Below are 20168 nucleotides of genomic sequence, written 5' to 3' on the forward strand. Positions count from 1 at the left end.
GGATTCGCGTCTCACTCTTCGCCGCAACCTTGATCTAGGCACCTGGGAAATCCTGCGCATGCACTTTACGTGTCAGTTGAGGTATCAGATCCGCCGCGGTACAGTCACCCGGGTTAGGGTTACTTTTATCTGATCATTGTCTTAGCTCTCACTTTGTTCGAATACGCTGCAAATACGAGTAAATCATTCCGCAGGTCGTGAATTTCAGGACCATGACAATTGCATCCGTTCGTTCCGGCTCGATTCCTAAGCCGGAGGTCCGCATGGACGAACTGATCACGGTCCCCTCGCGTTCGGGACCGAGATGGCTGAGTCCGACTTTGATCGAACGGCTGACCATAGTCGTGGACGTACTATTGATATTGATGTGCGGCATCGGCTCCGCGGTAATATACCACCTCTACACTCACGCAGCGCTCGGCAAGATTGACACGTATGCCGCAGCAAGCCTGTTGGTCGCGATCAATTTTGGGCTGCTGACCACGGTGCAGCGCGGCTATCGCCTCAAGAACATCACCAACCTGCCGCGCAGCTTCCGCACCACGGTGATGACATGGACCGGGCTGTTCGGGGCGCTGTTGGCGATCGCCTTCACGATGAAGGTGAGCGACGAGTTTTCCCGCGGCACCACGATCTCGTTCTACCTGGTCGGACTTATCGTGCTGCTGGCCTGGAAGGCCACGGCCGGCCGCTGGACCGCCAGGGCGCTTGCGACCGGCGCGCTCGCCAACAGCCGCGCGGTCCTGATCGCCGAGTTCGGGCTGCCGGCGGCCTCCAACACCATGATGGACCTCGCCCAGCACGGCTATCGGCTGATGCGGATCATGGAGATCCGCCCCACCGACCTCGCCTCCCCGCTGCTGCTATCGACGATCGCGCCGCGCTTTGACGAGCTGATCGCCTATGCGCGCGAGAACCGGATCGAGCACATCTTCCTGCTGATGAACTGGAGCCGGCAGCACGCGATCGACAGCATTCTGGACGCGCTAAAAATCCTGCCCGTTCCGGTGCATCTGGTGCCCGATACCCACGCGGCGCGCTTCCTGCGCTATCCGCTGCAAAGCACCGGCAACACCTTTACCGCCGAACTGCGGCGCGCGCCGCTGTCGTGGAAGGAACGCGCGCTCAAGCGCACGCTCGACCTCGCCGGCACCACGCTCGCGCTGATCGTGTTCGCCCCCGTGATGCTGGTGACCGCCATCTTGATCAAGGCGACCTCGAAGGGGCCGGTGTTCTTCCGTCAGACCCGCAACGGCTTTAATGGGCGCGCCTTCAAGATCTTCAAATTCCGCACCATGCGCGTGCTCGAGGACGGCCCGACGATTCGGCAGGCACAAAAGAACGACCCGCGCGTGACGGCAATCGGCAAATGGTTGCGCAAGACCTCGATCGACGAGCTGCCGCAGCTCTTCAATGTGCTCAAGGGCGACATGTCGCTGGTCGGCCCCCGCCCGCACGCGGTCGCCCACGACTCGGAATATGAGCAGATCATCGGCAACTACGCCTTCCGCCACCATGTGAAGCCCGGCATCACCGGCTGGGCCCAGGTTAATGGTTACCGCGGAGAAACGCGCACGCTCGAGCTGATGGAGAAGCGCGTGGAGTATGATCTGTCGTACATCAATAATTGGAGCTTGTGGTTGGATGTGAAGATCGTTCTTGGAACGGTGATCGTCAGTTTCGCCCGGCCAACAGCTTACTGACAAGCGCGCAGTCTTTTGCATGAACCTTTCTTTAGCTGGATCCTGGAAATTCCTACATGGCTTGGGATCATCGTCGAAGACCCGCAATCTGATCCTCCTAGTGCTTAGTTTCGGCCTCGGCCAAGGCGCCCAGTTTTCTGCGACTACGTATCTGTATTGGATGGGCCACTACGAGCTGATTGCTGAATTTGGCACAGCCAATGCATTGACAACCTTCATTTTTTTCGTGGCAGACTGGGGAGGGGCTCTCTACCTAGCTAAGGAGGTGGTCGCCCCAAGCATGAACCGACCGTCGGCAATTGGGATTTATGTTTGTCTCAGCCAATTTCGGGTCGCCGCAGCAGCGGTATTTGCCGGCGCATTTTACATCTACGCCCTGAGTCAACCCGCTACATTCTTCAACGAATATCTAAAATACGCCAGCCTTGGTATGCTCTGCCATGGCTTCAACGCAGTTGGCTTACTCGACGGAGCGGGGCGGAGTGGAATATCCGGTCTGACGCAGGCGATCCCCATCGCTGGCGTTGCTATCGCGCTTCCTATTTGTTCTGGCCTCGACATGCTGACTGCCGGGCGTGCGCTCGGAGCACTATTTGCGGCATGCATCTGCCTTTCTGTATCCTTCCAAGTTATCGCAGCCCAGATTCGATGGCGATCTGCTGTCCGTGAGTTGTCGCCGCAACATGTCATCAGCATCGCAACAGCTTCGTTGCCCTACATGCTAACGACGCTCCCGGGCCATTTGCTCTTTCGAGTCCAGGTCTTGCTGGCAGCACAGCTTCTGCCGGCTGGTCTCGTTGCGCTCTTCTTGTACTGCCGTCAGCTAATCGGTATCGGTTACCAAGCATTGGGCTTCTATCTGAGGGTCGACATCAGAGATTTCGCGGAGGATCTTAGGAGGAAGAAGTGGACGCCGACTGCCATGTTGCTGGCTTCTACGGCGGTCAGGTTGGGAGCTCTGGGAACGATTACAGTTGCTGCATCGTCACTTGCGCTATTCCGGTCCAGTCCTTCGCTTGCTTTGGGGCTTGCTGCTTACTCGCCGTGCATCATAGGCATTGCCGCAGCGGCGACATTGCAACGCGCGTTAATCCTTCGGTCGAAAGCGGCCGAAACCACCATCATCCTGGTCATAGCAAACGTTGTGCCAGTTCTGTTGATCTACCCCGTATTCAGCACAAATTCCATTTACTCTTTGATCCTCATCGAATTCACGAGCTTAATACTTCAATCAGCTCTATTCATCTCACGATCATGGCGAAGGGGCTTGGCATGAAACGCAGGATGATCCTGCTGCAGCTCGCGTGCTTGTGCCTACCATGGCGCTTGCGTCGCTGGATCCTCAATGCCGCTTTCGGTTGGCACATCCATCAAACCGCTAAGATCGGCTTCTCTCTTCTTGCAACGCTGCGCCTGAACATGGGACCGAACAGTAGAATCGGCCACCTCAACTTTGCACGATACCTCGAAGAGATTGCACTCGGGGGCGGCGCGACCATAGGAAACAAGAATTGGATATCCGGTTATCCGATAAGCAGCAGTGATGCATTTCAAGGGAGCGATCGTTTTCCATCTCTGCAGATCAACGATCAAGCTGCCATCACGAATTCTCATCGCATCGACTGCACCGACAGGGTCGTCGTAGGCGCGTTCACAACGATTGCTGGTTGGAATACGCAAATAATCACACACTCGATCAAGATAACTGAAGCGCGACAAAGATGTGCGCCGATCGAGATCGGGAGCTACTGTTTCATCGGCACGCGGTGCGTTATCCTCACAGGGGCGAAGCTCTCGGACTACTCGGTTCTAAGTGCAGGATCGGTTTTGTCTCACGTTTACCAAGAACCTTACGGCCTGTACTCTGGAGTACCCGCGAAGCGCCAGCGCAACCTTGATCCGAACGCTGCATATTTCACGCGGAGGGCGGGACCTTGCTACTAGGCCAGCCAACTTGCCTGGATCGTAGGGCGCGGAGGAGGTATCCAAACCAAGTTTCAAGTGCGCTCCAATCATAGCGGCAAGTTTACATCCCCGACTACAGATCTACAACTGTGAGGTATAATGTTGATCGATCAACGGCCGATCTTCCAGGACCTTTCACGATCCAAAGCCCCTCCGGGATTCAGAGGACGATCAGGAGCCACGGTAATACTCTGGCAAACCGTTCAACTGACGCTCTTCAACTTGTCGCCACAGCCAGCCTACGCCTGGCGCAGGTTTCTACTAAGACTCTTTGGCGCCGAAGTCGGCGAGGGTGTTTTGGTTAGACCATCTGCCCGCATCACGTACCCCTGGAAAGTTAAATTGGGGCACCATTGCTGGATTGGCGACAACGCTGAACTTTACTCGCTAGGCGAAATAACGATAGGAGACAACGCCGTTGTATCTCAGCGATCCTATCTTTGTGCTGCAACGCACGACTACAGAGATATCGCCTTTCGGCTCGTCGACAGGCCAATCATAATCGAGCGAGAAGCTTGGATTGCTGCAGATTGCTTCATTGCGCCAGGGGTCACTATCGGGATGGGCTCGATCGTTGGCGCGCGAAGCACCGTGCTGCAGTCGGTGGAAGCAGGCATGATCGTGGCCGGATATCCCGCCGAGTTCAAAGGTTATCGCCGCCCTGCTCTGAGCGACGGTCTGGTACATCAATCAGAGGACGCTATTGCGGGACGATCGGAAGAACCACTATGATAAAGAAGGTCTTGGTATTGTGACTCGGCTCGGACTTCATAAGCGCTGGCAAATGAGATCTCAGCTTTGCCGCTTCTGACCAGGCGAAATGTCGGGCGACCCAAGACTAAGGGTGCCCTGAGCGACGTAATTCCCCCGGTGGCATCAACATTGACGATTCCTTTACTCGTCTCGATCTCAAGCCGCCCAGCGCTTGTGAGGAATCCAAGCAATTCAATCTCATTAGACTCAGGATCGTCGAACCGGCGAGTAAATCGCGACGTCTGCAGAGAGCCTCCGGCCTGCGCGTCCGTCGATTCAACGCGGTGGAAATAAAAGAGAACATCTTTAGCAATAGATGGCTGCTTTCGTTCCTTGTACCAGCCGACAAAAAAAGCGGTCAGGTCGTAAAATGCATGTTGTATGCTTGTAGACGGCTGTATCTCCGATCCTTCGGAATAGTCGTTCCACGTAGCAATTGCCACTGCGTCCGCGTCGGCTGCGATCGCGCGTTCCCATCCCTGCCGAAAAAGCCGGCTGTTGCCGGCCTCTACGTACCAAAAATCCTTCGGCCGAACGTCTTGAGGCCACACGGGGGCGATCCAACCTTTTCCCGCTGCTCGAATGAGTAAAGCGAAGCTCTCAATGGCCGCAAATTGGCTGGAGCGATTCCCCCCCCAGATCGACGCAGCATCCACGAGAGGCAGGTAGGGAAATGCTTCGGAACCATTTAGGAAGCTTGGGGCAAAGTAGACCACTTCGCCTTTGGCAGCCAGCTCCGCAAATAGCTGTCTCCATCGTGTAACCGGCCACCGTTCTGGCGCGAACGCTCCCAAGATAAGGCGTCCATCGGGTGTGCGAGCAATCGGAATGCGCTTAGCCACACTTGCTAGTGCATCCGCTAGCTCCGTTATAGGCAAGTCGCGAGCTAGAACAGCACAGTCGAGCGACAACATAATCGAGAACGTAACATCAAGACGCTCACACGCAGCGAGCATGTCCAACAACGGCAACCAATACAAATAAGAATCTTGTTTAGTTGAGCCAATATTGAACTGGAAACCATCAATGCCCACCGCAACGGCGGCACGGATATCGTGAACCATATCCAATACGGACCAATCAGGACTCGCCAGAGGTGACCTTGGAAGCGGCCGCTCTCGGATGAACCCACCGGAACCGCGATATTTTCCTCCCAGCGCTGCCGGCGAAAGATAGTTCGCATATAGATCCTGCTGAGGAGGTTTATTGTCGAATGAGCGCCGAAATATATGCCAGTGAGCGAAAACTCGGCGGCCAAGAGCCTCCTTATGTGGCAGGGCTTTGGCTTGTACTTCTCGCGGGCGCGCAGACGAACAAAAGACTGCTGCGCCGGCTCTGACCAAGAATCCTCGCCGGTTGCCTTGAAGGGGCAACAACTTTCTTCTTGTTGTTTCAGCGGAGCTCATTTATAAAAGTGCATGTTTTATCAACACTTGGCGACGAAATAGAACTGCTGAGATGGCTGCTCTTTCTGGACGGGCCGCAGTTCCGAAAATCCAACCGACCGCAACCATAGTTTCATTGACGGACTTTGTGCTCGGGTTTTCGCTGGGCAGCTACCTCATTTGGTCATTCATCGTATCCTCCGGTCAAGCGGAATTTGCGCTTCTATCCGAACTCGTACTAGCTGTGAATGGCGGATTGGCGCTGACTGGATTGCTCATTTCGATGGGCAGGGGCTTTCCATTGTTCACGGTCTTCTTCCTGTTCAACCTCATTTTTCACGGTATAGCGCCCCTGCAGCAAATTGCAGAGAAGACCTCGCCGATTTTCAACGACACGGACATTCTGCTTGAAGCATCGCTGTTGTGCGTCCCCTTCACAATTGCTGGACTAATCGCAGTTGTGCAACGCGCACCTGCGCCATTACGACCCGTGGCTAGTCCGCGATTTCTCAGTGGCAGCCTCTTACGATTTCGCCCTCGAAGTACCCTCGTCTTGTTTGTGGTTGCAGCTGCCATTACCGCTGCATTGCTAGTTTATTATCTTCCCGTTCTGCTGACGAACCGCCAGGCACTGTCGGACCAATTGGCAGACGACGCTTCGAAAACGGGGGTAATCGTCCTGAACGGATTTTTGAGCCCTTTCGTTCTTGCTGCCGCGCTCATTGGGCTCGTAATTAACTACCGGTGGTCGAGCGATCTTGGAACCGCCGCCTTCGGCGTACTCGCTGTGGCGGCGGTTCTAGTGAATAACCCGCTCATTCATGCGAGGTACCAGTCATCCGCGCTCTTGGGCTTTATGTTGCTTTCCATTTTCGGTTGGAGAAGGTCTCGCTTGCTTGTGTACGTGGTGCTAGCTGCGATTTCTGTGTCTCCGATCTTTAACAGCATCTTCCGATACAATTCGTACAAGGTTGATCAACGAACCTTGCAAAACTTCTTTGCGCATATGGATTACGACGCACTCAACATCCTCTGCTACACGCTCGTATGGGTCCGAGAGCAAGGAATTTCATTCGGGGCTAACTTATTCGGAGCCCTACTCTTTTTTGTTCCCCGCAGTGTCTGGAGTGACAAAGGCGAACATCCAACGTTAACAATGTTCAGCTACCTGAAAGAGTACCAAGGCTATGGAACGGACAATCTATCCTCACCGCCCCCCGTCGAAGGTTATTTTGCATTCGGCCTGTTAGGAGCATTGATTTTTCCCCTTCTTGTGGTGGCCACGTTGGATTGGCTGGAGAGGCGAGCTACTGTTTCCGAAGAATTTTCGCCATGGCAATTGATTGTTTGCATGTCCGCGATGCTGGCCCTTATAGTTCTTCGTGGTCCCTTCCAAGTAGGGTTTTCCGAAATTGTCTTGCATTCGCTGGCGATTGTAGCTGTCGCACTATTGATCTCCAAAGGGGCTAGTGCCAACGCGCTTCGCCGACGACATCGAGCATCAACTCAAGCAGCGCCGAATTATGACTCATCAAAGCATCGACTCAACCTTCTTCCCTGAACTTTCTGCAGGCGGATTCTCCAGAGTGGACGGCACTGTCGCGTTTTATCAGCGCGTGAACGCGCTCGTCGACCGAGATTCAGTAGTTGTCGATTTCGGCGCAGGACGAGGAGTTGGCCATATTGAGCTAGGCAGTCCGTATTCGCGCGCTTTGCGAAACCTGAAGGGGAAGGTTTCGAAAGTGATCGGCGTCGACGTCGACGAGGCTGTTTTAAGCAACCCTTCCGTCGATCAAGCCTATCTTTTGGATAGAGATGGCAGTTGTCAGCTGCAAGATGAGATTGCAGACCTGATATTCTCGGATTTTACATTCGAGCATATTCCTGATCCGGCGACTAGTGCACGCGAGTTGGAGAGACTCTTGAAGCCTGGTGGATGGCTGTGCGCTCGAACACCTAACAAGTATGGATACATCGGGCTCGCCAATCAGCTAGTTCCAGAAGCGATTGCTCGTACGGTATTGAAAGCGGCCCAACCGGAGCGAAAGGAGGAAGATATTTTTCCGGCTGTATATCGACTAAACACGCGGCGAGCCTTGCTCAAGCACTTCCCTTCCTCTCAATTCGAGCACTTCGTCTACACTTGGGATGCTGAGCCTGGTTACCATGCCAATCGTCCGATCATCTATCGTACGTTTAAGGTACTGCAGTATCTCACTCCCCCGCCGCTAAAAACCATCTACATGATCTTCTTGCGCAAGCGGACAGATAGTGGCCGAAGCAGGTAGACTTGGCCGTTCTTAGATCGATATCACGCGCTTGCTTGTCGGCCCGTCGAGTTGCTGATCTGCTTTCGAGCGGTTAACCTGCCCCCATCATGACGGCAGCCCGACTCGGTTGGTCTATGACCAACGGGTTTACCGAGATTCCAAGCAGTCAATCACAAATGCTGGCCTTGCCGCCTTTGTACAGGTACCGTCGGGCAACTACGAAAAATTTCAGAAGAACGATATACCCCTGTTTACGGTTGGAAAAGAATAGTGAAGATCCTGCATATCATTCCGACCGCGAACCCCAGTTATGGCGGCCCTGTCGAAGGCATATTCCGCTCATGCGCCGCATTAGCTGTGCGTTACCATCAACATCAGGTCGTCACTCTTGACCATCCGTCCGACCCTTGGGTCAAGGACTCGCCCATACCAATTATTCCCCTCGGAACATTGCCCCATGACATCCGGCAAAGGCGAAAGCGATTGCCTTGGGTACACTACGGCTATACGCCCAAGTTGATCCATTGGCTAAAAGAGCATGCGCCGGAGCATGATGTAGTTGTCGTAAATGGGCTTTGGAATTTCGCCACTGCAGCGGCGCGCTGGTCCCTTCTATCATCCAACGTACGCTACTTTGTTTATACTCACGGCATGCTCGATCCATGGTTTCGTCGCACGTCTCCAGTCAAAACCTTTTTCAAGCAAGTATCTTGGCTATTCAACGAGGGCCCACTCCTTGCAGGAGCGGCGGGCGTCCTATTTACGTGTGAAGAGGAACGTATGCTCGCGCACAACTCTTTCTGGCCCTACCGAGCAAAGGAGGTTGTTGTTGGCTACGGGACAGCGGACGTCACCGGCGATAAACAGACGCAGATTGAAAGTTTCCGAACGCAGTTGCCGGCATTGGGATCAAGAAAGTTTCTGCTGTTTCTTAGCAGAATTCATCCAAAAAAAGGATGCGATTTGCTGATCGAGGCGTTCGCGAACGTCGTTTCAGACATGCCCGATCTCGATCTGGTTATGGCTGGACCAGATCAGATCGGTTGGGCTGAGCAGCTCAAGGCACATGCCGCATCTCTTGGACTAGACGAACGCATTCATTGGCCTGGAATGTTGAATGGAGATCAGAAATGGGGAGCTTTTCACGGATCTGAGGCCTTCATTCTACCCTCACACCAAGAGAACTTCGGGATAGTGGTAGTGGAAGCTCTTGCTTGCAGTAAGCCCGTCCTGATTACGAAGAAGGTAAACATCTGGCGCGAGATAGCGGATAGTGGCGCCGGTTTAATCGCGAGCGATGACCAAAATGGAATCAACTCTCTTTTGGAGTCCTTCGCCAAGTTATCTCCAACTGAAAGGCGTGATATGGCAGCCGCTGCCCGAGCTACGTTCTGCCAACACTTCGATATCAACGAGAATATTGAGAAGTTCATCGCAACGGTTGGATCGGAGCGCAAGAGAGCAGTCAGCATTGACCATGCTATGCACGCGAGATAATCGGATCGACCGGGTGCGCTTGAGTATCTAGAAAGCTCTGCTAAGCACCAGCGAACTGTACGGGCCTAGTCCTGATTTTGACTTACCTCTGATCTATAGAATACCGGAACATCGATATTTTCATCATTGTACCGAGAACCGTTTCGACCCTTTTGTACGGCTGAAGATCGAAGGTATTGCATCTATCGGAGCCGAAATAGCAGAGTTTTACGCTGATTTTGCGAACACAATTGTTTTTGACGCTGACTACGTGATCCAGCATATTTGAATTCGACACGTGGGGACGCGCCGCAGCCTCGACGTCCAAACAAGGCTTCCCCAACGCATCGCGAATGACCGCGGAGTTCGAGTGCGCGGGTCCCTGCATGGTGAGCTTGGCAGTGCTTTCTGCATTCGCAGGGTCAATTGTTCTCAGCGTAACGATCATTGTAAGAAACACTTTGCAAACGACGCTAACGAAGACTTTTGATCTGAAGTGGAACACTACCACGGTCTTTCGTTCGTCTGGACGCCCGGCACAGGTACTTTTACACCATCCTTGACCAGTCGCTTCGCAAATGCTTCTCGCGAAACGATATCAGCAGTCTCCAGACTGGCGAGTAACAGGTCTTTGTATGGCCAGCCGACCCCCGTTAGATTGGAGGCAGCATCCTCAATTAGACCCGCGTCCACTAAGCCGACGAATTCGGAAACAATCATATCTCTGAGTGACTCGCTCGCGAATGGAAACATCGCCAGCGCCATTCGGTTGCGGCGGAGAGCAATCCAGCCCTCCCGTGGACCAAGTTGGTATGAGCGCTCGACGTAACTTAGATATTCGGCCTGAAAGCCGTTGGTTGCAGTCTGAGCTGAGTAGAAGAGAAGCCAAAGAAACGCGTCTGCTGGGTTAGCAGAAAACGAATTCCTGATGGCCACGGTCGTTAATGCGAGTTGGCGCTCGCGGTCCTGCAGGCTGTTCGCATTCGTTTCCTCCACCAAGCGCAGTCGAATTAGTGCTTCGTCCCTGATCCTGTCACTCCGGAGGACAGAGGGCGCCGAGTTCGCCTCGAGTGATATTAGTGTGGTGTTCAGAGTGCCAGGCTTGAACCGGTAGTCGGCGATCACGCGTGCTATAAAGTCCTTCCGCGGCATCGCCAACCAGAACTGGGGCAACAAGAGAGCAGACCAGAGCGCACTCACGAGCCCGACCAAAGCGAGTCCTCCCCGAAGCCACGCATGAAGATGCCTGCTTCGCAAGCTCCTCAGCATGAGGACCCGCGCGTGCTATTCCTCATAGCCATAACGGGCATAGTATTTCTGGTAGTAGTAGCGGCCGTGATAGGACTCGTATCGGGCGAGCAGCTTGGTGTTAGCCTTGTTCAGGACCACGCCGAGCAGTTTGTCCTGGATCTCCGGCGAGCCGCGCAGATTGTACCGCACCACGTCCGTCCTGGTCTTGCCCCACTCCACCACGAACACGTAGGAATCCACGAAGGCGGAGGTGACGCGCACGTCCACCACCGGCGCCATCGGCGGCATGTCCAGCACCACATAATCGAATTGCGAGCGGAGCTGGGTCACCAGCGCGTGCATCGCCTTCGAAGCCAGGATCTCGTTGGTGTGCAGCAGCTTCGAGGTGGTGCCCGCTGGCAGGATCGAGAGCTTGGTCTCGGGATCGACGACCAGTGCGTCCTCGAGCCGCGCCTTCTGGGTGACGACGTCGACCAGGCCGATCCTGGCATCGGGCACCAGCGCGCGCGACAGCGAGGGGTTGCGCAGGTCGGAATCGACGAGAATCACCCGCGCGCCGCTATGTGCCATCAGCTGGGCGAGGTTGGTTGACAACGTGCTCTTGCCCTCGTTCGGCAGGGTCGAGGTCACCGCCAGCACACGGTTCTCGCGCACGATGGAATTGAGGTCCACCGCCACCTTCAGCGAGCGCACGGCTTCCGCGAAGCGCGACAGCGGGTTCTCGATGAGATAGCGCAACAGATCCGGCTGCGGGTTGCCTTTGCTGGCAAGCTTGCCACCTAGCAACTTCGCGCCAAGTCCCGGCCCGGAAGCGGCCGCGCCGAGCGCCGGTAAGATTGCGATACAGCTAGTGCCGAGTTGCTCCTCCACCTGGCTGGTGGTGCGGAACACATTATCCGAAAGTTCCCGCGCCAGGGCGGCACCGAGGCTGAGGATTAGGCCGCCGAGCAGCGCACCGGCCAGGATCACCAGGCTTTTTGGAGCACTCTTGACCAGCGGGGTCGTCGCCGAACTGATTACACGCGCCTCAGTGATCGGGAACGATTGCTGCTGCACGCTCTCCATGTAGCGCTGGAGGAAATTGTCATACATCGCCTGGTAGGACTGCGCGTTGCTCTCGAGCTCGCGCAGAGCTACCTGTGCCTGGTTGGTGAGCTGGGATTCAGAGACGACGTTGGCGAGGCTTCCCTTGATGCTCTCCTCGCGCGTTATCGCAATATCATAATCGCTTTTGTAGGATTCCTGGATGCGTTTCAGCTCGTCGATGATGTTCTTCTTGATCTCCGCCATCTGCCTGCGCAGGTTGACGGCGGCCAGATGATCCGAGCCATACTTCATCGCCCAGATCGATTCCTTGGAGGCCATGTCGACATATTGCCCGCGCAGCTTGACGATGGTGTCGTTCTTCAGCGCGTCGGCGACATTGGCGTCCGGGATGTCCTGCTTGAGGATGTCGTTGATGCGATCGAGCCGTGCCCTGGCTTCGGCGGTCGCCGCATGCGCCATGATCAGCTGGCTGTTGACCTCCGCGAGCTGCTGCTCGTTCATCAGCCGGCCGCCGCTGTCGACGATGTTGTTGGCGATCTTGAAATCAACCACCGCCTTCTGCGCGGCGGAGGCCTGGGTGCGCAGCTCCTTGATGCGGTCCTGGAGCCAGACGCTGGCGCGGCGGGTCGCCTGGTATTTCGCCTCGAGCTGGTCGACGATATAGGCATCTGCGATCACGTTGGCGACCCTCGCGGCCTTGAAGGGATCGCTTGAGGTAAAGCCGATCTCCATAACGTAAGTCAGTCCAACACGCCTAATCGTGCGATTCTTCTCAAAACGTTCCAGCGCCCTCCGCGTCAGCTCGAACTCAGAGAGAGTTCCGGTTGAAGAAAAAACGCTAGCGATGGAGCCGACAATGGCCCCCAATAGTCCGCCGCCGCTGCCGGTGAATTCGGGATCGTCAATTAGGTGCAAGTCGCGGATCACGGCGAGGCTGATGTTCTCGGATTTCAGGATCTCGACTTGGGTCTCCACCGTGGCGGAATCGACCGCGACATCGCCCAGCACGGATTGCTGCTGGAACAGCTGCACCTTGCGGGTGTCGATCACCATTTGCGCGGTCGAGGTGAACAACGGCGCGGCGGTGAAGAGATAGAGCAGCGCCAGGATCACGCAGGCGGATGAAATCGCCAGCATGGTCGGGAACTGGCGGCGGACGATGGCGAGATAGGAGGTCAGCGTCTGTGACGGGGAGCTGTCAACCTCGGCGAAATCGCGGTTGATCTCCGAGGGTGGCTTGTTCACCTGCAACATCCAGCAATTCCTGAAATGGATCGATTAGCTAAAGGATTGGAAGTCTACCAACAGCCCCGCGGCGTTCGGGAACGAACGCGGCCCACAAAACACACGCCACGCGAAAGCCTAGCACATGTCATCTGCAATTGAACGTCATTGATGCGGCGCAACCACAGCAACTCGTGCCTATTTCATGTGAACCTTAACAGGGCCAAAAGCAAAGCGGCGCCCGTGGCGCCGCTGTCGTGATGTCGAGACGACGCCGCCGTGAGAGCCGCTTATCGCGGGCTCACGCTGTTGGTCGCACCGCTGACCGAACCGCTGCCGGGGTTAGTTGCATTGTTCGCCGTCGTGTTGCTGCCGAACGTGGTGCCGCCGCTACCATTGCCACCATTCGCAGACCCGCTCGTTCCGGTCGGGCCGCCCGCGCCGGTACCACCGCCGGCCGCGCCGCCGCCGGTCGCAGCGATCGCGACGTCGCCAGTTGCGGCCTGATAGGCGGCGATCACGTCAGGGTTGCCGATGCCTGCGATCGCGGTCTGGATTTCATTGCCGTAGGCCTGGTCGGTCTGCGCGGCCATGCGGGCGACTTGGGCAAGGCCGGCCACGATCGCACGCATCTGGTCTTTCGTCGTCGCGGAATCCTTCAGCAGCGCGATCAGGCCGGGAAGCGTCGTGGGATCGGAGGCGCCGAGATCGCGCACGCGCGAGATCAACTGCGCGCCGGCGCCCGGATATTGCTGCAACAGGCTAGTGGGTGAGCCTTTGAAATCGGAAATGACCTGCGCCGGCAGCTGGCGCTGCGGCGGATAAACGGCGGCGCTGGCGGCCGTTGAAATGGTCGCAGCGAGTACCGCGGCCGCGGCCAGACGAAGCGCAAACTTGATAACGCTCATAACTTATCTCCAAAATATCAGCTGCCCCCGGCGTACACCACATAGCGCGGGTGAATGACCTGTGCGGTGCAGAAGCTAGCGTAAGTAGAAGCCGCTGTCCATGTATCGTAAAAACTTCATAAACAGCGTAACCGCTTCAAAATTAGACGGTTTTGCGAACCGCAAGCTCGCGCCGCCGCGTCGTTTGGGCGCCCTTGCTCTGCCCCGCTTCCATCGGCGTTGCCGGACTCGCGGCAGCCTCTGGCTGCGCCTCGCCCGAGCGAAACGATTGCGCCAGGCCGGCACCGAAAAGCGCAAAGAACGGAATGGAATAGCCGGGGATCTGCAGCGTGAAATCGAGGCACGAATGAAGCAGCGACAGGCTCGCGGTCGCCGCGGCCGCGAGCGGAATGATGACATCGCGCCGCCGGGCAAACACGCCGCGGCCCAGAATGACGAACATGACCGCCCAGGCGGTCGCCACCAAAAGCGCCATCGGGATGCCGACGTCCGAGGCGAGCTCCAGCGGCGTCGAGTGCGCGATGTCCCAGATGCCGCGAATCGAGACGTTGGGGCTGCGGTAGGGCGGGAAGGCCCATTGGAAGGTGCCCATGCCGGTGCCGAACCAGGGATTGTCGGCGATGATTCGCAGCGTGGACTTCCACGCCTCGATGCGGCCCTCATCGACCAGCCCCTGGCTATCGAACCGGCTCGAGACCCGCCCGCCGAGCAGCTGCATCAGGCCGAGCGCCACCACGACGCCGGAGCCGAGCGAGATCCAGATTCCGGTCCGCGGCGGCAGGCCCTTGCGCAGGAATATGGTGAAGGCGACGATCATCGCGAGCAGCGACAGGCTGACGCCGGCGCGCGAGCCGGTCATGAACATCGCCATCAGGCAAATCAACAGCGCGGCCAGCTGCGGCAGGATCTTTCGCGGCGGGATCTCGGCGACATCGCGCGAGACGCGCTTCCAGATCAGGTGCCGCTCCGGAAGACGGCGGCGGACGGCCTCCAGGATCAGCAGCATCCAGATCACCGCGCACGAGCCGAAATAGGCCGCCGCCGTATTGCGGTTGATGAAAGTGCCGGTGACGCTGCCCACATAAGCCGTCTTGTCCCGCCACAGGATCATGGTGGGCTCGATCAGGAACGAGAGCACGCCGTAGAGCGCGTAGAGGCTGCCGGAAACGGCGATAACCCAGAGCATTTGCCGCGCGCGCTCGCGGTTCGCGCCGACGGTGATTCCGAGCAGGATCGCCAGAATGTTCGCAAGCGGCGCGCCCAATGCGAAGAACGCCTCGTTCTTGACGATGGACGCCGACGGCGCAATCGGCACGCCCAACAGATCCGAGGCCTGTTTCCAGATCGGATCGAACGGTGCGATCCAGGGATGATCGGACAGCTGCTCATGCAGCACGAAGGCATATCCGGCCACGATCACCCCGATGCCGGCGATCATCCAGAGATGGGGTCGGCGCAAGTCGCGCGTCGGCGCCGCCATCAAGGCGAGCCCCAGGCACAGGCACCAGAACGCGATCGACAGATCGTTGGTCGAGCCGAATGGAAACGGCGCGCCGGCCACGACGAAGAACAGGATGAAGGTCGCGGGCCAGCTCCACGACCAGCTTATATGGGGAAGAAGGCGCATCGTCGTTCAGGCCGGCCTTGGCTCTCGCTCTAGAGGAAGCAATCGATCGGATAGATCTTCAGATCCACGTTGAGGCGGCTGACCCGGGTCTGCGCCCGGAAGCCGTAGAATAGCCCAAGGTTATCACTTCCCGAATCGAGTTTGATTCCGGGGGTTAATTCATCCGGCGGGACCAGAAGCCCGATGTGGCGGTTGATGCCGGATATCTCGATTTGCCCGTCCCCCTCGCCGAAACGTCCCGCGAGCTGGGTTACCGTCACTTTCGGAAGCCCGCGACGCTGATGGCAGAGCTCTTCCTCCCATAGCTTGGTCTGGCGGACGAGAGGTTTGGCCGCGCCGTCGGGAACAACAATGTCTGAGAACGAGGGGTGCAGCATTCCGAAGAACCGGCTCTCCTTCGCGTTCGCCGACAGTCGGACGGTGAAGAAGAGCTCGCCCTTAGCCCCGCGCAGGTGCTGAAAAATTGGTGCATCGGGCTCAGCTGAGACCACCGCGTCAATCCGATGGCGGACACCGAGCTGCTGAGCTTCGCCGGCAGCCTCGCCAAGCAGAGCGGGACCCGCAACGACCACAGCCAGGAAACACCAGAATGCTTGCCGTCCAAAGCGCATGAAGACCTTGCAACCCTGCGGGGTGACCGATCACTGGTGAGCCTTGCTCAGTGGTGCCTTGATCCAAACTCGAACAGAACCGCTGTGATTGCTAAACGAAAATGGCACCGGGACAAAGCCCGGTGCCATCGTTTTCGTCAACCAAGTTGGCTCCGCCTTACGGCGCCAGCTTGATGTTGTTGCGGAAGATCAGGGCGTCGTTCGACAGGTTCACCGCATCGCTGCCGGTCGCCATGATCACTCGGAGGAAGGTCAGGAACTTCGTGACCTCGACGTTGCGCGAGTTCGAGACGTAGAGGATGTCCTGGTTCTTCATCATGACCTTGGTGGCGAGGAAGAAGCCACCCGGATCGCGGAAGTTCACGCTGAAGATGACCGGGATCGTCTCGGTGGTGTACTTGCTGACGTCGATGCCAAGCTGGGCAGCAACCTCACGCGGCTCGCGGCGATAGAGGAACACGGCAGCCGGATCGGCCTGGCCGTCGAGCAGACCGCCCGCCTTGCCAACGGCTTCGCCGAGATTGATGCGCCATGCATCGAAGTTGAACTCGCCGCTCTGACCGCTGGCACCGAACGCCAGGAACTTCTGCTGTTCGCGATAGACGTAGATGCTGTCGTCCGGCCGAACATAGATATTGTTTTCCGGGCTCATGACCAGGTTCTCGAACGGCACGGTCGCCCGCTTGCCGGCACGCTCCAGCATGACCCAGGTCTCGAAGCCCTGACCCTTGATGCCGCCGGCGCGGGTAATGGCGTCGAGCACCTTATCCTTCGCACCCGCGGCGCTCGCCGGATAGCGGGCCGGCGAATTGACCTCACCGAGCACGCTGATCAGCTGGGTCCGCTGCGAGGCCATCGCCACCACGACCTGCGGCTCGATGGCGCGATTGGCAATTTTCTCGACGACAGAGCGCTGGATTTGCACCGCCGTGAGACCCGCCGCCTTGACCTGACCGGCATACGGCACGGTGATGAAGCCGTCATTATCGACCGACTGATCGGGGATGGTCACGAAGTTGCCCGGACGGACGCCGGCTTCGGCCGGGATGAACAGACCGCCCGCCGCGGCTTCGAAGATGGTGACGCTGACCACGTCGCCGATGCCAAACACGATGCTGGCCGGCGGCCGTTTGTCCGTGAACGCCCCCGCGAGACCCTTCGGTTCATGGGTATGTAGAATGTTGACCGTCGCCGGATTGATCGGCACGAGCTCGTAGGCCGGCGCACTGGCCGTCTGGACGTGGTTGTTAACGTCGTCGGTTAACGGCCCCGAGCCGGGATTGGTCGAGCAGCCCCCAAGCGCCAAGCCGACGCTCAAAAGCGCCGGCGTCAAAACACGAGTCACAAATGCATGCATGAAGGCGCCCGGTGGTTCCCCAATTGAGTCAATTGGTACGGTGCGCCGCGAACTGCGACAAGGCTTCGCAGCCCAAATGCGTGGTTAACGGTGCGATCTGGTTGAGAGTGTTGCGCTTGCGCAACGTATCGGAACCCGCATTAAGCCTTTGTGACCCTTTGTCATAATCTGTGTGCTGCTTAATCAGGCAATCGCATAAGGAGCCAGCTGACTGCCCGCTCGCCTGCGTTTCGGGCCGATTGAATAGATTTCTGACGTGGCGCTTTTCGCAGTCGCAGCATTGTTTTTTGCCTGGAGTCCCCAGCCGGCCGATCCGTGTGGCGCCGACCTGGCTTGCCGCGGCCAGCCTCTAATTCCCGTAGCGGCGCCCGCCTCGAGCTGGAAGTTCACCCGCACCCAAGCGACAAAGGAAGGTGAGAGCTTCGCCTCCATCATGAAGACCGCCGATACGACCCAATTCGACCCCAGCTTCGCCGGCCTGATCGTCCGCTGCGCGCCTCATGGCAAGCTCGACGTGTTGGTGGCCTTGATTTGGCCGTTCCCACCCAAGAGCCACCCCAAGGTCACGCTTTCCTCCGCGACAGGAGGCACCTTGACGTTCGAGGCCAGCATGGCCGCGGCTGGTGCCGCCGTCCTTTTGCCTGACGAGGTCTCCGCCTTTGCCGCCGGCAAGTGGCAAACGACGCCCTCGCTTACCGTGGTGGTCAAAGAAACCGATAGCGAAATCAGAGGCGTGGTGGCTTTGAACGGGCTTCGCGAAGCCTATCATTCGCTGCTGGCAAATTGCGGGCAATAGACAAAATTTAGCCATACGACTTAAGGGTCTTTTTAGGGGGCGGAACCTAGGGTCCGGAGCACGGAGTGTTTCGGATGACCGAGTTTTTGATTTTGAGTTTTCTTGTAGGTGCTGTGCTGGGCCAACGCTTTCGGGTCTTGGTGCTCCTGCCGCTTACCTTCGTTATGATGCTTGCCGCCATTCCGGTTGGATGGGTGGCCGATGTCAGCTTCCTTGAAGGCTTGAAGAACCTGGTGCTTGCGGCCGTTGCTCTCCAGGCCGGCTATCTGTTCGGCTCAGCCGCGCGCTTTGGCCTCGCTGCCCGTCGTGCAGCCCGCGTGTTTGCTCGTCCACTCAAGCCCGCCCGCTGATCGCTTCAACAGTGCTCGAAGAGCTTCCCGGAGAATCGTTGGGCGAGCTCCGTTTGTTCAGCATGCATGAAGCGCTTCCCCGCCCTGTACGCCCACACCTCTGTTTGAAAACCGATCGACCGCTTGTATGGTGACCTGACCGGTTCAGGATTCCTTCGAGCGCGCTGTTTGTCCCTCGCTTATTTTGCCCTCATCGTCGCTATTGTTTCCGCTTCAGCTCTCGAAATTGCCGGCGCCAAATTCGGCGTACAGCTCGGGATGATGGCTGCGGCCTTAAGCCTATTGGCCGCCGCCTTCAGCGCACGAAAGGCCGATTACGAGCACTATCTGCGTGCCACCGCTTGGAGCCGCTGGGTTCTGATCGCCATTCCTCTTTGTATCGCCGCCCAGCTCGCGCCGCTCTGGCTGAACTCGGCCCATCCGATCTGGGCGAGTGTACACGATGCCTTGGGCGGGCTGGCCTTTGGGCCAATCACGGCCGACCTCGGCTTGACGTTGAATGCGCTGTTCTTGGCGCTTGCCGCTCTCGCTCTTCTCAGCGTTACCATCGTGGTGGTCCGCGACCGCGGCCGCGCCGAGCTGGTTCTTTTTGTCCTGAGCGGCATAGCAACGGTTGGCGCCGTAGCCTTGGATCTGCATTGGATCTCGCCGGGCCTGATGGCTGCCGCGCCCTCTGACCTGGCGACAACCTTTGCCGGCCTTGGTGTCATGCTCAATTTAGCCGTCATGCAGCTGGCCGCTGAGCGGGCCGAAACGCGTCATTCGATGGTTCGCTCGATTGCGATCGGCCTTTGCGGTCTTGTGGGCGCTCTGGCGAGCGCGGCTGCGAGCTTTGGCTTGTCCGGCACGAACAGCGCGATCGCCGCGGTCTTCGGCCTGGTGCTGATCCTGCTGATCCTTGTCATTCGCCGGCTCGACCTGTCACCGTTGGCGGCCGGCGCACTGTCGGTAGCCGCACTGATCGGAGCAACGATTGTCCTGACCTTCCTCTTCGAAAAGAGTTCCGGGCCCATCCTCTTGCGGCTAGTCCCAAACATCGAGGCTGAAACGAGAGCAGCGCTCGAACGCATGTTGGCCGATACGAGGTGGTTCGGGGCGGGCGCAGGGACCTTTTCGGCCGTAGGCCGGATCTACTTGAGCGATGCCGGTGCGCCTCTATTGGCGCCTTCAGCGGCCACAGCCATCGTCGCCGATATGGGATGGATCGGCCTATTTGCCGCGGCGGTGGTGAGCCTGACCGCCTTGATGCGCCTGTTCTTCGGCGCTTTGCAGCGCGGCCGCGACTCGTTCTTCCCTGCGGCGGCCGCGGCCTGTCTTGTCTTCGTGCTTGTTCAGGGCTTCGCCGGTCCGGGACTGCTGCACCCGGCAGCAATCCTTTGCCTTGCGGTGATCGTGGGACTGGGATTGTCGCAGAGCGTCAGCCAGTCCTCACGATGAAGCGCGGG

Annotated in this window: 17 protein-coding genes; 10 read left to right on the forward strand and 7 right to left on the reverse strand. The window is 57.8% G+C overall.

The genetic code is table 11. The annotated features are described in order from the left end of the window. The first annotated feature begins 263 nt into the window (after window positions 1-263). From FXV83_RS39280 to FXV83_RS39295, 4 genes are all read left to right on the forward strand, one after another. Window positions 264-1703, forward strand: coding sequence for an undecaprenyl-phosphate glucose phosphotransferase (locus tag FXV83_RS39280; protein WP_148745410.1), 1440 nt, complete (start codon window positions 264-266; stop codon window positions 1701-1703). Window positions 1704-1722: 19 nt separating this feature from the next. Continuing rightward, the gene (locus FXV83_RS39285; RefSeq protein WP_148745411.1) at window positions 1723-2979 is read left to right on the forward strand and encodes a hypothetical protein; all 1257 of its coding nucleotides are present in this window, start codon (window positions 1723-1725) and stop codon (window positions 2977-2979) included. Further along, a complete protein-coding gene (locus FXV83_RS39290; protein WP_210250791.1) occupies window positions 2976-3647 on the forward strand; it encodes an acyltransferase in 672 nt (223 codons plus the stop codon). Before FXV83_RS39285 ends, FXV83_RS39290 begins: the two co-directional genes overlap by 4 nt. A 120-nt stretch (window positions 3648-3767) precedes the next feature. Further along, window positions 3768-4400 carry a WcaF family extracellular polysaccharide biosynthesis acetyltransferase gene (locus FXV83_RS39295; RefSeq protein ID WP_148745412.1) on the forward strand — a complete coding sequence of 211 codons (633 nt, stop codon included), beginning with the start codon at window positions 3768-3770 and terminating at the stop codon, window positions 4398-4400. Here the strand turns inward: FXV83_RS39295 and FXV83_RS39300 are convergent. Further along, window positions 4355-5827, reverse strand: coding sequence for an endo-1,3-alpha-glucanase family glycosylhydrolase (locus FXV83_RS39300; RefSeq protein WP_148745413.1), 1473 nt, complete (start codon window positions 5825-5827; stop codon window positions 4355-4357). The two genes, FXV83_RS39295 and FXV83_RS39300, sit on opposite strands and share 46 nt — an antisense overlap. A gap of 52 nt (window positions 5828-5879) precedes the next feature. Here FXV83_RS39300 and FXV83_RS39305 point away from each other — a divergent pair, with 52 nt between their 5' ends. The 3 genes from FXV83_RS39305 (at window position 5880) to FXV83_RS39315 (ending at window position 9573) form a co-directional block, all read left to right on the forward strand. Beyond that, entirely contained in the window at window positions 5880-7367 is a 1488-nt protein-coding gene (locus FXV83_RS39305) for a hypothetical protein (protein ID WP_148745414.1), read from the forward strand. Window positions 7368-7392: 25 nt separating this feature from the next. Then, the gene (locus FXV83_RS39310) at window positions 7393-8094 is read left to right on the forward strand and encodes a class I SAM-dependent methyltransferase (RefSeq protein WP_187436474.1); all 702 of its coding nucleotides are present in this window, start codon (window positions 7393-7395) and stop codon (window positions 8092-8094) included. Window positions 8095-8346: 252 nt separating this feature from the next. After that, the gene (locus FXV83_RS39315) at window positions 8347-9573 is read left to right on the forward strand and encodes a glycosyltransferase (RefSeq protein ID WP_148745416.1); all 1227 of its coding nucleotides are present in this window, start codon (window positions 8347-8349) and stop codon (window positions 9571-9573) included. 483 nt (window positions 9574-10056) lie between these two features. On the opposite strand, the gene FXV83_RS39320 is transcribed toward FXV83_RS39315, so the two are convergent. The 6 genes from FXV83_RS39320 to FXV83_RS39345 all read right to left on the reverse strand — a co-directional run bounded on the left by FXV83_RS39320 (window position 10057) and on the right by FXV83_RS39345 (window position 17565). After that, the gene (locus tag FXV83_RS39320) at window positions 10057-10551 is read right to left on the reverse strand and encodes a hypothetical protein (RefSeq protein ID WP_148745417.1); all 495 of its coding nucleotides are present in this window, start codon (window positions 10549-10551) and stop codon (window positions 10057-10059) included. Window positions 10552-10836: 285 nt separating this feature from the next. Continuing rightward, on the reverse strand, window positions 10837-13104 hold the full coding sequence (locus FXV83_RS39325; protein WP_148745418.1) for a polysaccharide biosynthesis tyrosine autokinase: 2268 nt from the start codon (window positions 13102-13104) through the stop codon (window positions 10837-10839). 260 nt (window positions 13105-13364) lie between these two features. Continuing rightward, on the reverse strand, window positions 13365-13982 hold the full coding sequence (locus FXV83_RS39330) for a hypothetical protein (protein WP_148745419.1): 618 nt from the start codon (window positions 13980-13982) through the stop codon (window positions 13365-13367). Window positions 13983-14124: 142 nt separating this feature from the next. Beyond that, complete coding sequence (locus FXV83_RS39335) at window positions 14125-15609, reverse strand: O-antigen ligase family protein (protein ID WP_148745420.1); 1485 nt, start codon at window positions 15607-15609, stop codon at window positions 14125-14127. Window positions 15610-15638: 29 nt separating this feature from the next. Continuing rightward, on the reverse strand, window positions 15639-16220 hold the full coding sequence (locus FXV83_RS39340) for a hypothetical protein (RefSeq protein ID WP_148745421.1): 582 nt from the start codon (window positions 16218-16220) through the stop codon (window positions 15639-15641). Between the two features lie 157 nt (window positions 16221-16377). Then, entirely contained in the window at window positions 16378-17565 is a 1188-nt protein-coding gene (locus tag FXV83_RS39345; protein WP_235940566.1) for a polysaccharide biosynthesis/export family protein, read from the reverse strand. A 268-nt stretch (window positions 17566-17833) separates the two neighbouring features. Between FXV83_RS39345 and FXV83_RS39350 the strand changes: the two genes are divergently transcribed. The 3 genes from FXV83_RS39350 (at window position 17834) to FXV83_RS39360 (ending at window position 20160) form a co-directional block, all read left to right on the forward strand. Next, window positions 17834-18373 carry a hypothetical protein gene (locus tag FXV83_RS39350; RefSeq protein ID WP_235940567.1) on the forward strand — a complete coding sequence of 180 codons (540 nt, stop codon included), beginning with the start codon at window positions 17834-17836 and terminating at the stop codon, window positions 18371-18373. 74 nt (window positions 18374-18447) lie between these two features. After that, window positions 18448-18723, forward strand: coding sequence for a hypothetical protein (locus FXV83_RS39355; RefSeq protein ID WP_148745423.1), 276 nt, complete (start codon window positions 18448-18450; stop codon window positions 18721-18723). A 168-nt stretch (window positions 18724-18891) separates the two neighbouring features. Continuing rightward, window positions 18892-20160, forward strand: coding sequence for a hypothetical protein (locus FXV83_RS39360; RefSeq protein ID WP_148745424.1), 1269 nt, complete (start codon window positions 18892-18894; stop codon window positions 20158-20160). Window positions 20161-20168: the final 8 nt, after the last annotated feature.

The sequence above is a fragment of the Bradyrhizobium hipponense genome (assembly GCF_008123965.1).
GTDB lineage: Bacteria > Pseudomonadota > Alphaproteobacteria > Rhizobiales > Xanthobacteraceae > Bradyrhizobium > Bradyrhizobium hipponense.

Bases quoted from the DNA above. Each gene is read 5' to 3' on its own strand.
- FXV83_RS39280 (WP_148745410.1), top strand. From the start codon at position 264: ATGGACGAACTGATCACGGTCCCCTCGCGTTCGGGACCGAGATGGCTG.
- FXV83_RS39285 (WP_148745411.1), top strand. From the start codon at position 1,723: ATGAACCTTTCTTTAGCTGGATCCTGGAAATTCCTACATGGCTTGGGA.
- FXV83_RS39290 (WP_210250791.1), top strand. From the start codon at position 2,976: ATGAAACGCAGGATGATCCTGCTGCAGCTCGCGTGCTTGTGCCTACCA.
- FXV83_RS39295 (WP_148745412.1), top strand. From the start codon at position 3,768: ATGTTGATCGATCAACGGCCGATCTTCCAGGACCTTTCACGATCCAAA.
- FXV83_RS39300 (WP_148745413.1), bottom strand. From the start codon at position 5,827: ATGAGCTCCGCTGAAACAACAAGAAGAAAGTTGTTGCCCCTTCAAGGC.
- FXV83_RS39305 (WP_148745414.1), top strand. From the start codon at position 5,880: ATGGCTGCTCTTTCTGGACGGGCCGCAGTTCCGAAAATCCAACCGACC.
- FXV83_RS39325 (WP_148745418.1), bottom strand. From the start codon at position 13,104: ATGTTGCAGGTGAACAAGCCACCCTCGGAGATCAACCGCGATTTCGCC.
- FXV83_RS39330 (WP_148745419.1), bottom strand. From the start codon at position 13,982: ATGAGCGTTATCAAGTTTGCGCTTCGTCTGGCCGCGGCCGCGGTACTC.
- FXV83_RS39335 (WP_148745420.1), bottom strand. From the start codon at position 15,609: ATGCGCCTTCTTCCCCATATAAGCTGGTCGTGGAGCTGGCCCGCGACC.
- FXV83_RS39340 (WP_148745421.1), bottom strand. From the start codon at position 16,220: ATGCGCTTTGGACGGCAAGCATTCTGGTGTTTCCTGGCTGTGGTCGTT.
- FXV83_RS39355 (WP_148745423.1), top strand. From the start codon at position 18,448: ATGACCGAGTTTTTGATTTTGAGTTTTCTTGTAGGTGCTGTGCTGGGC.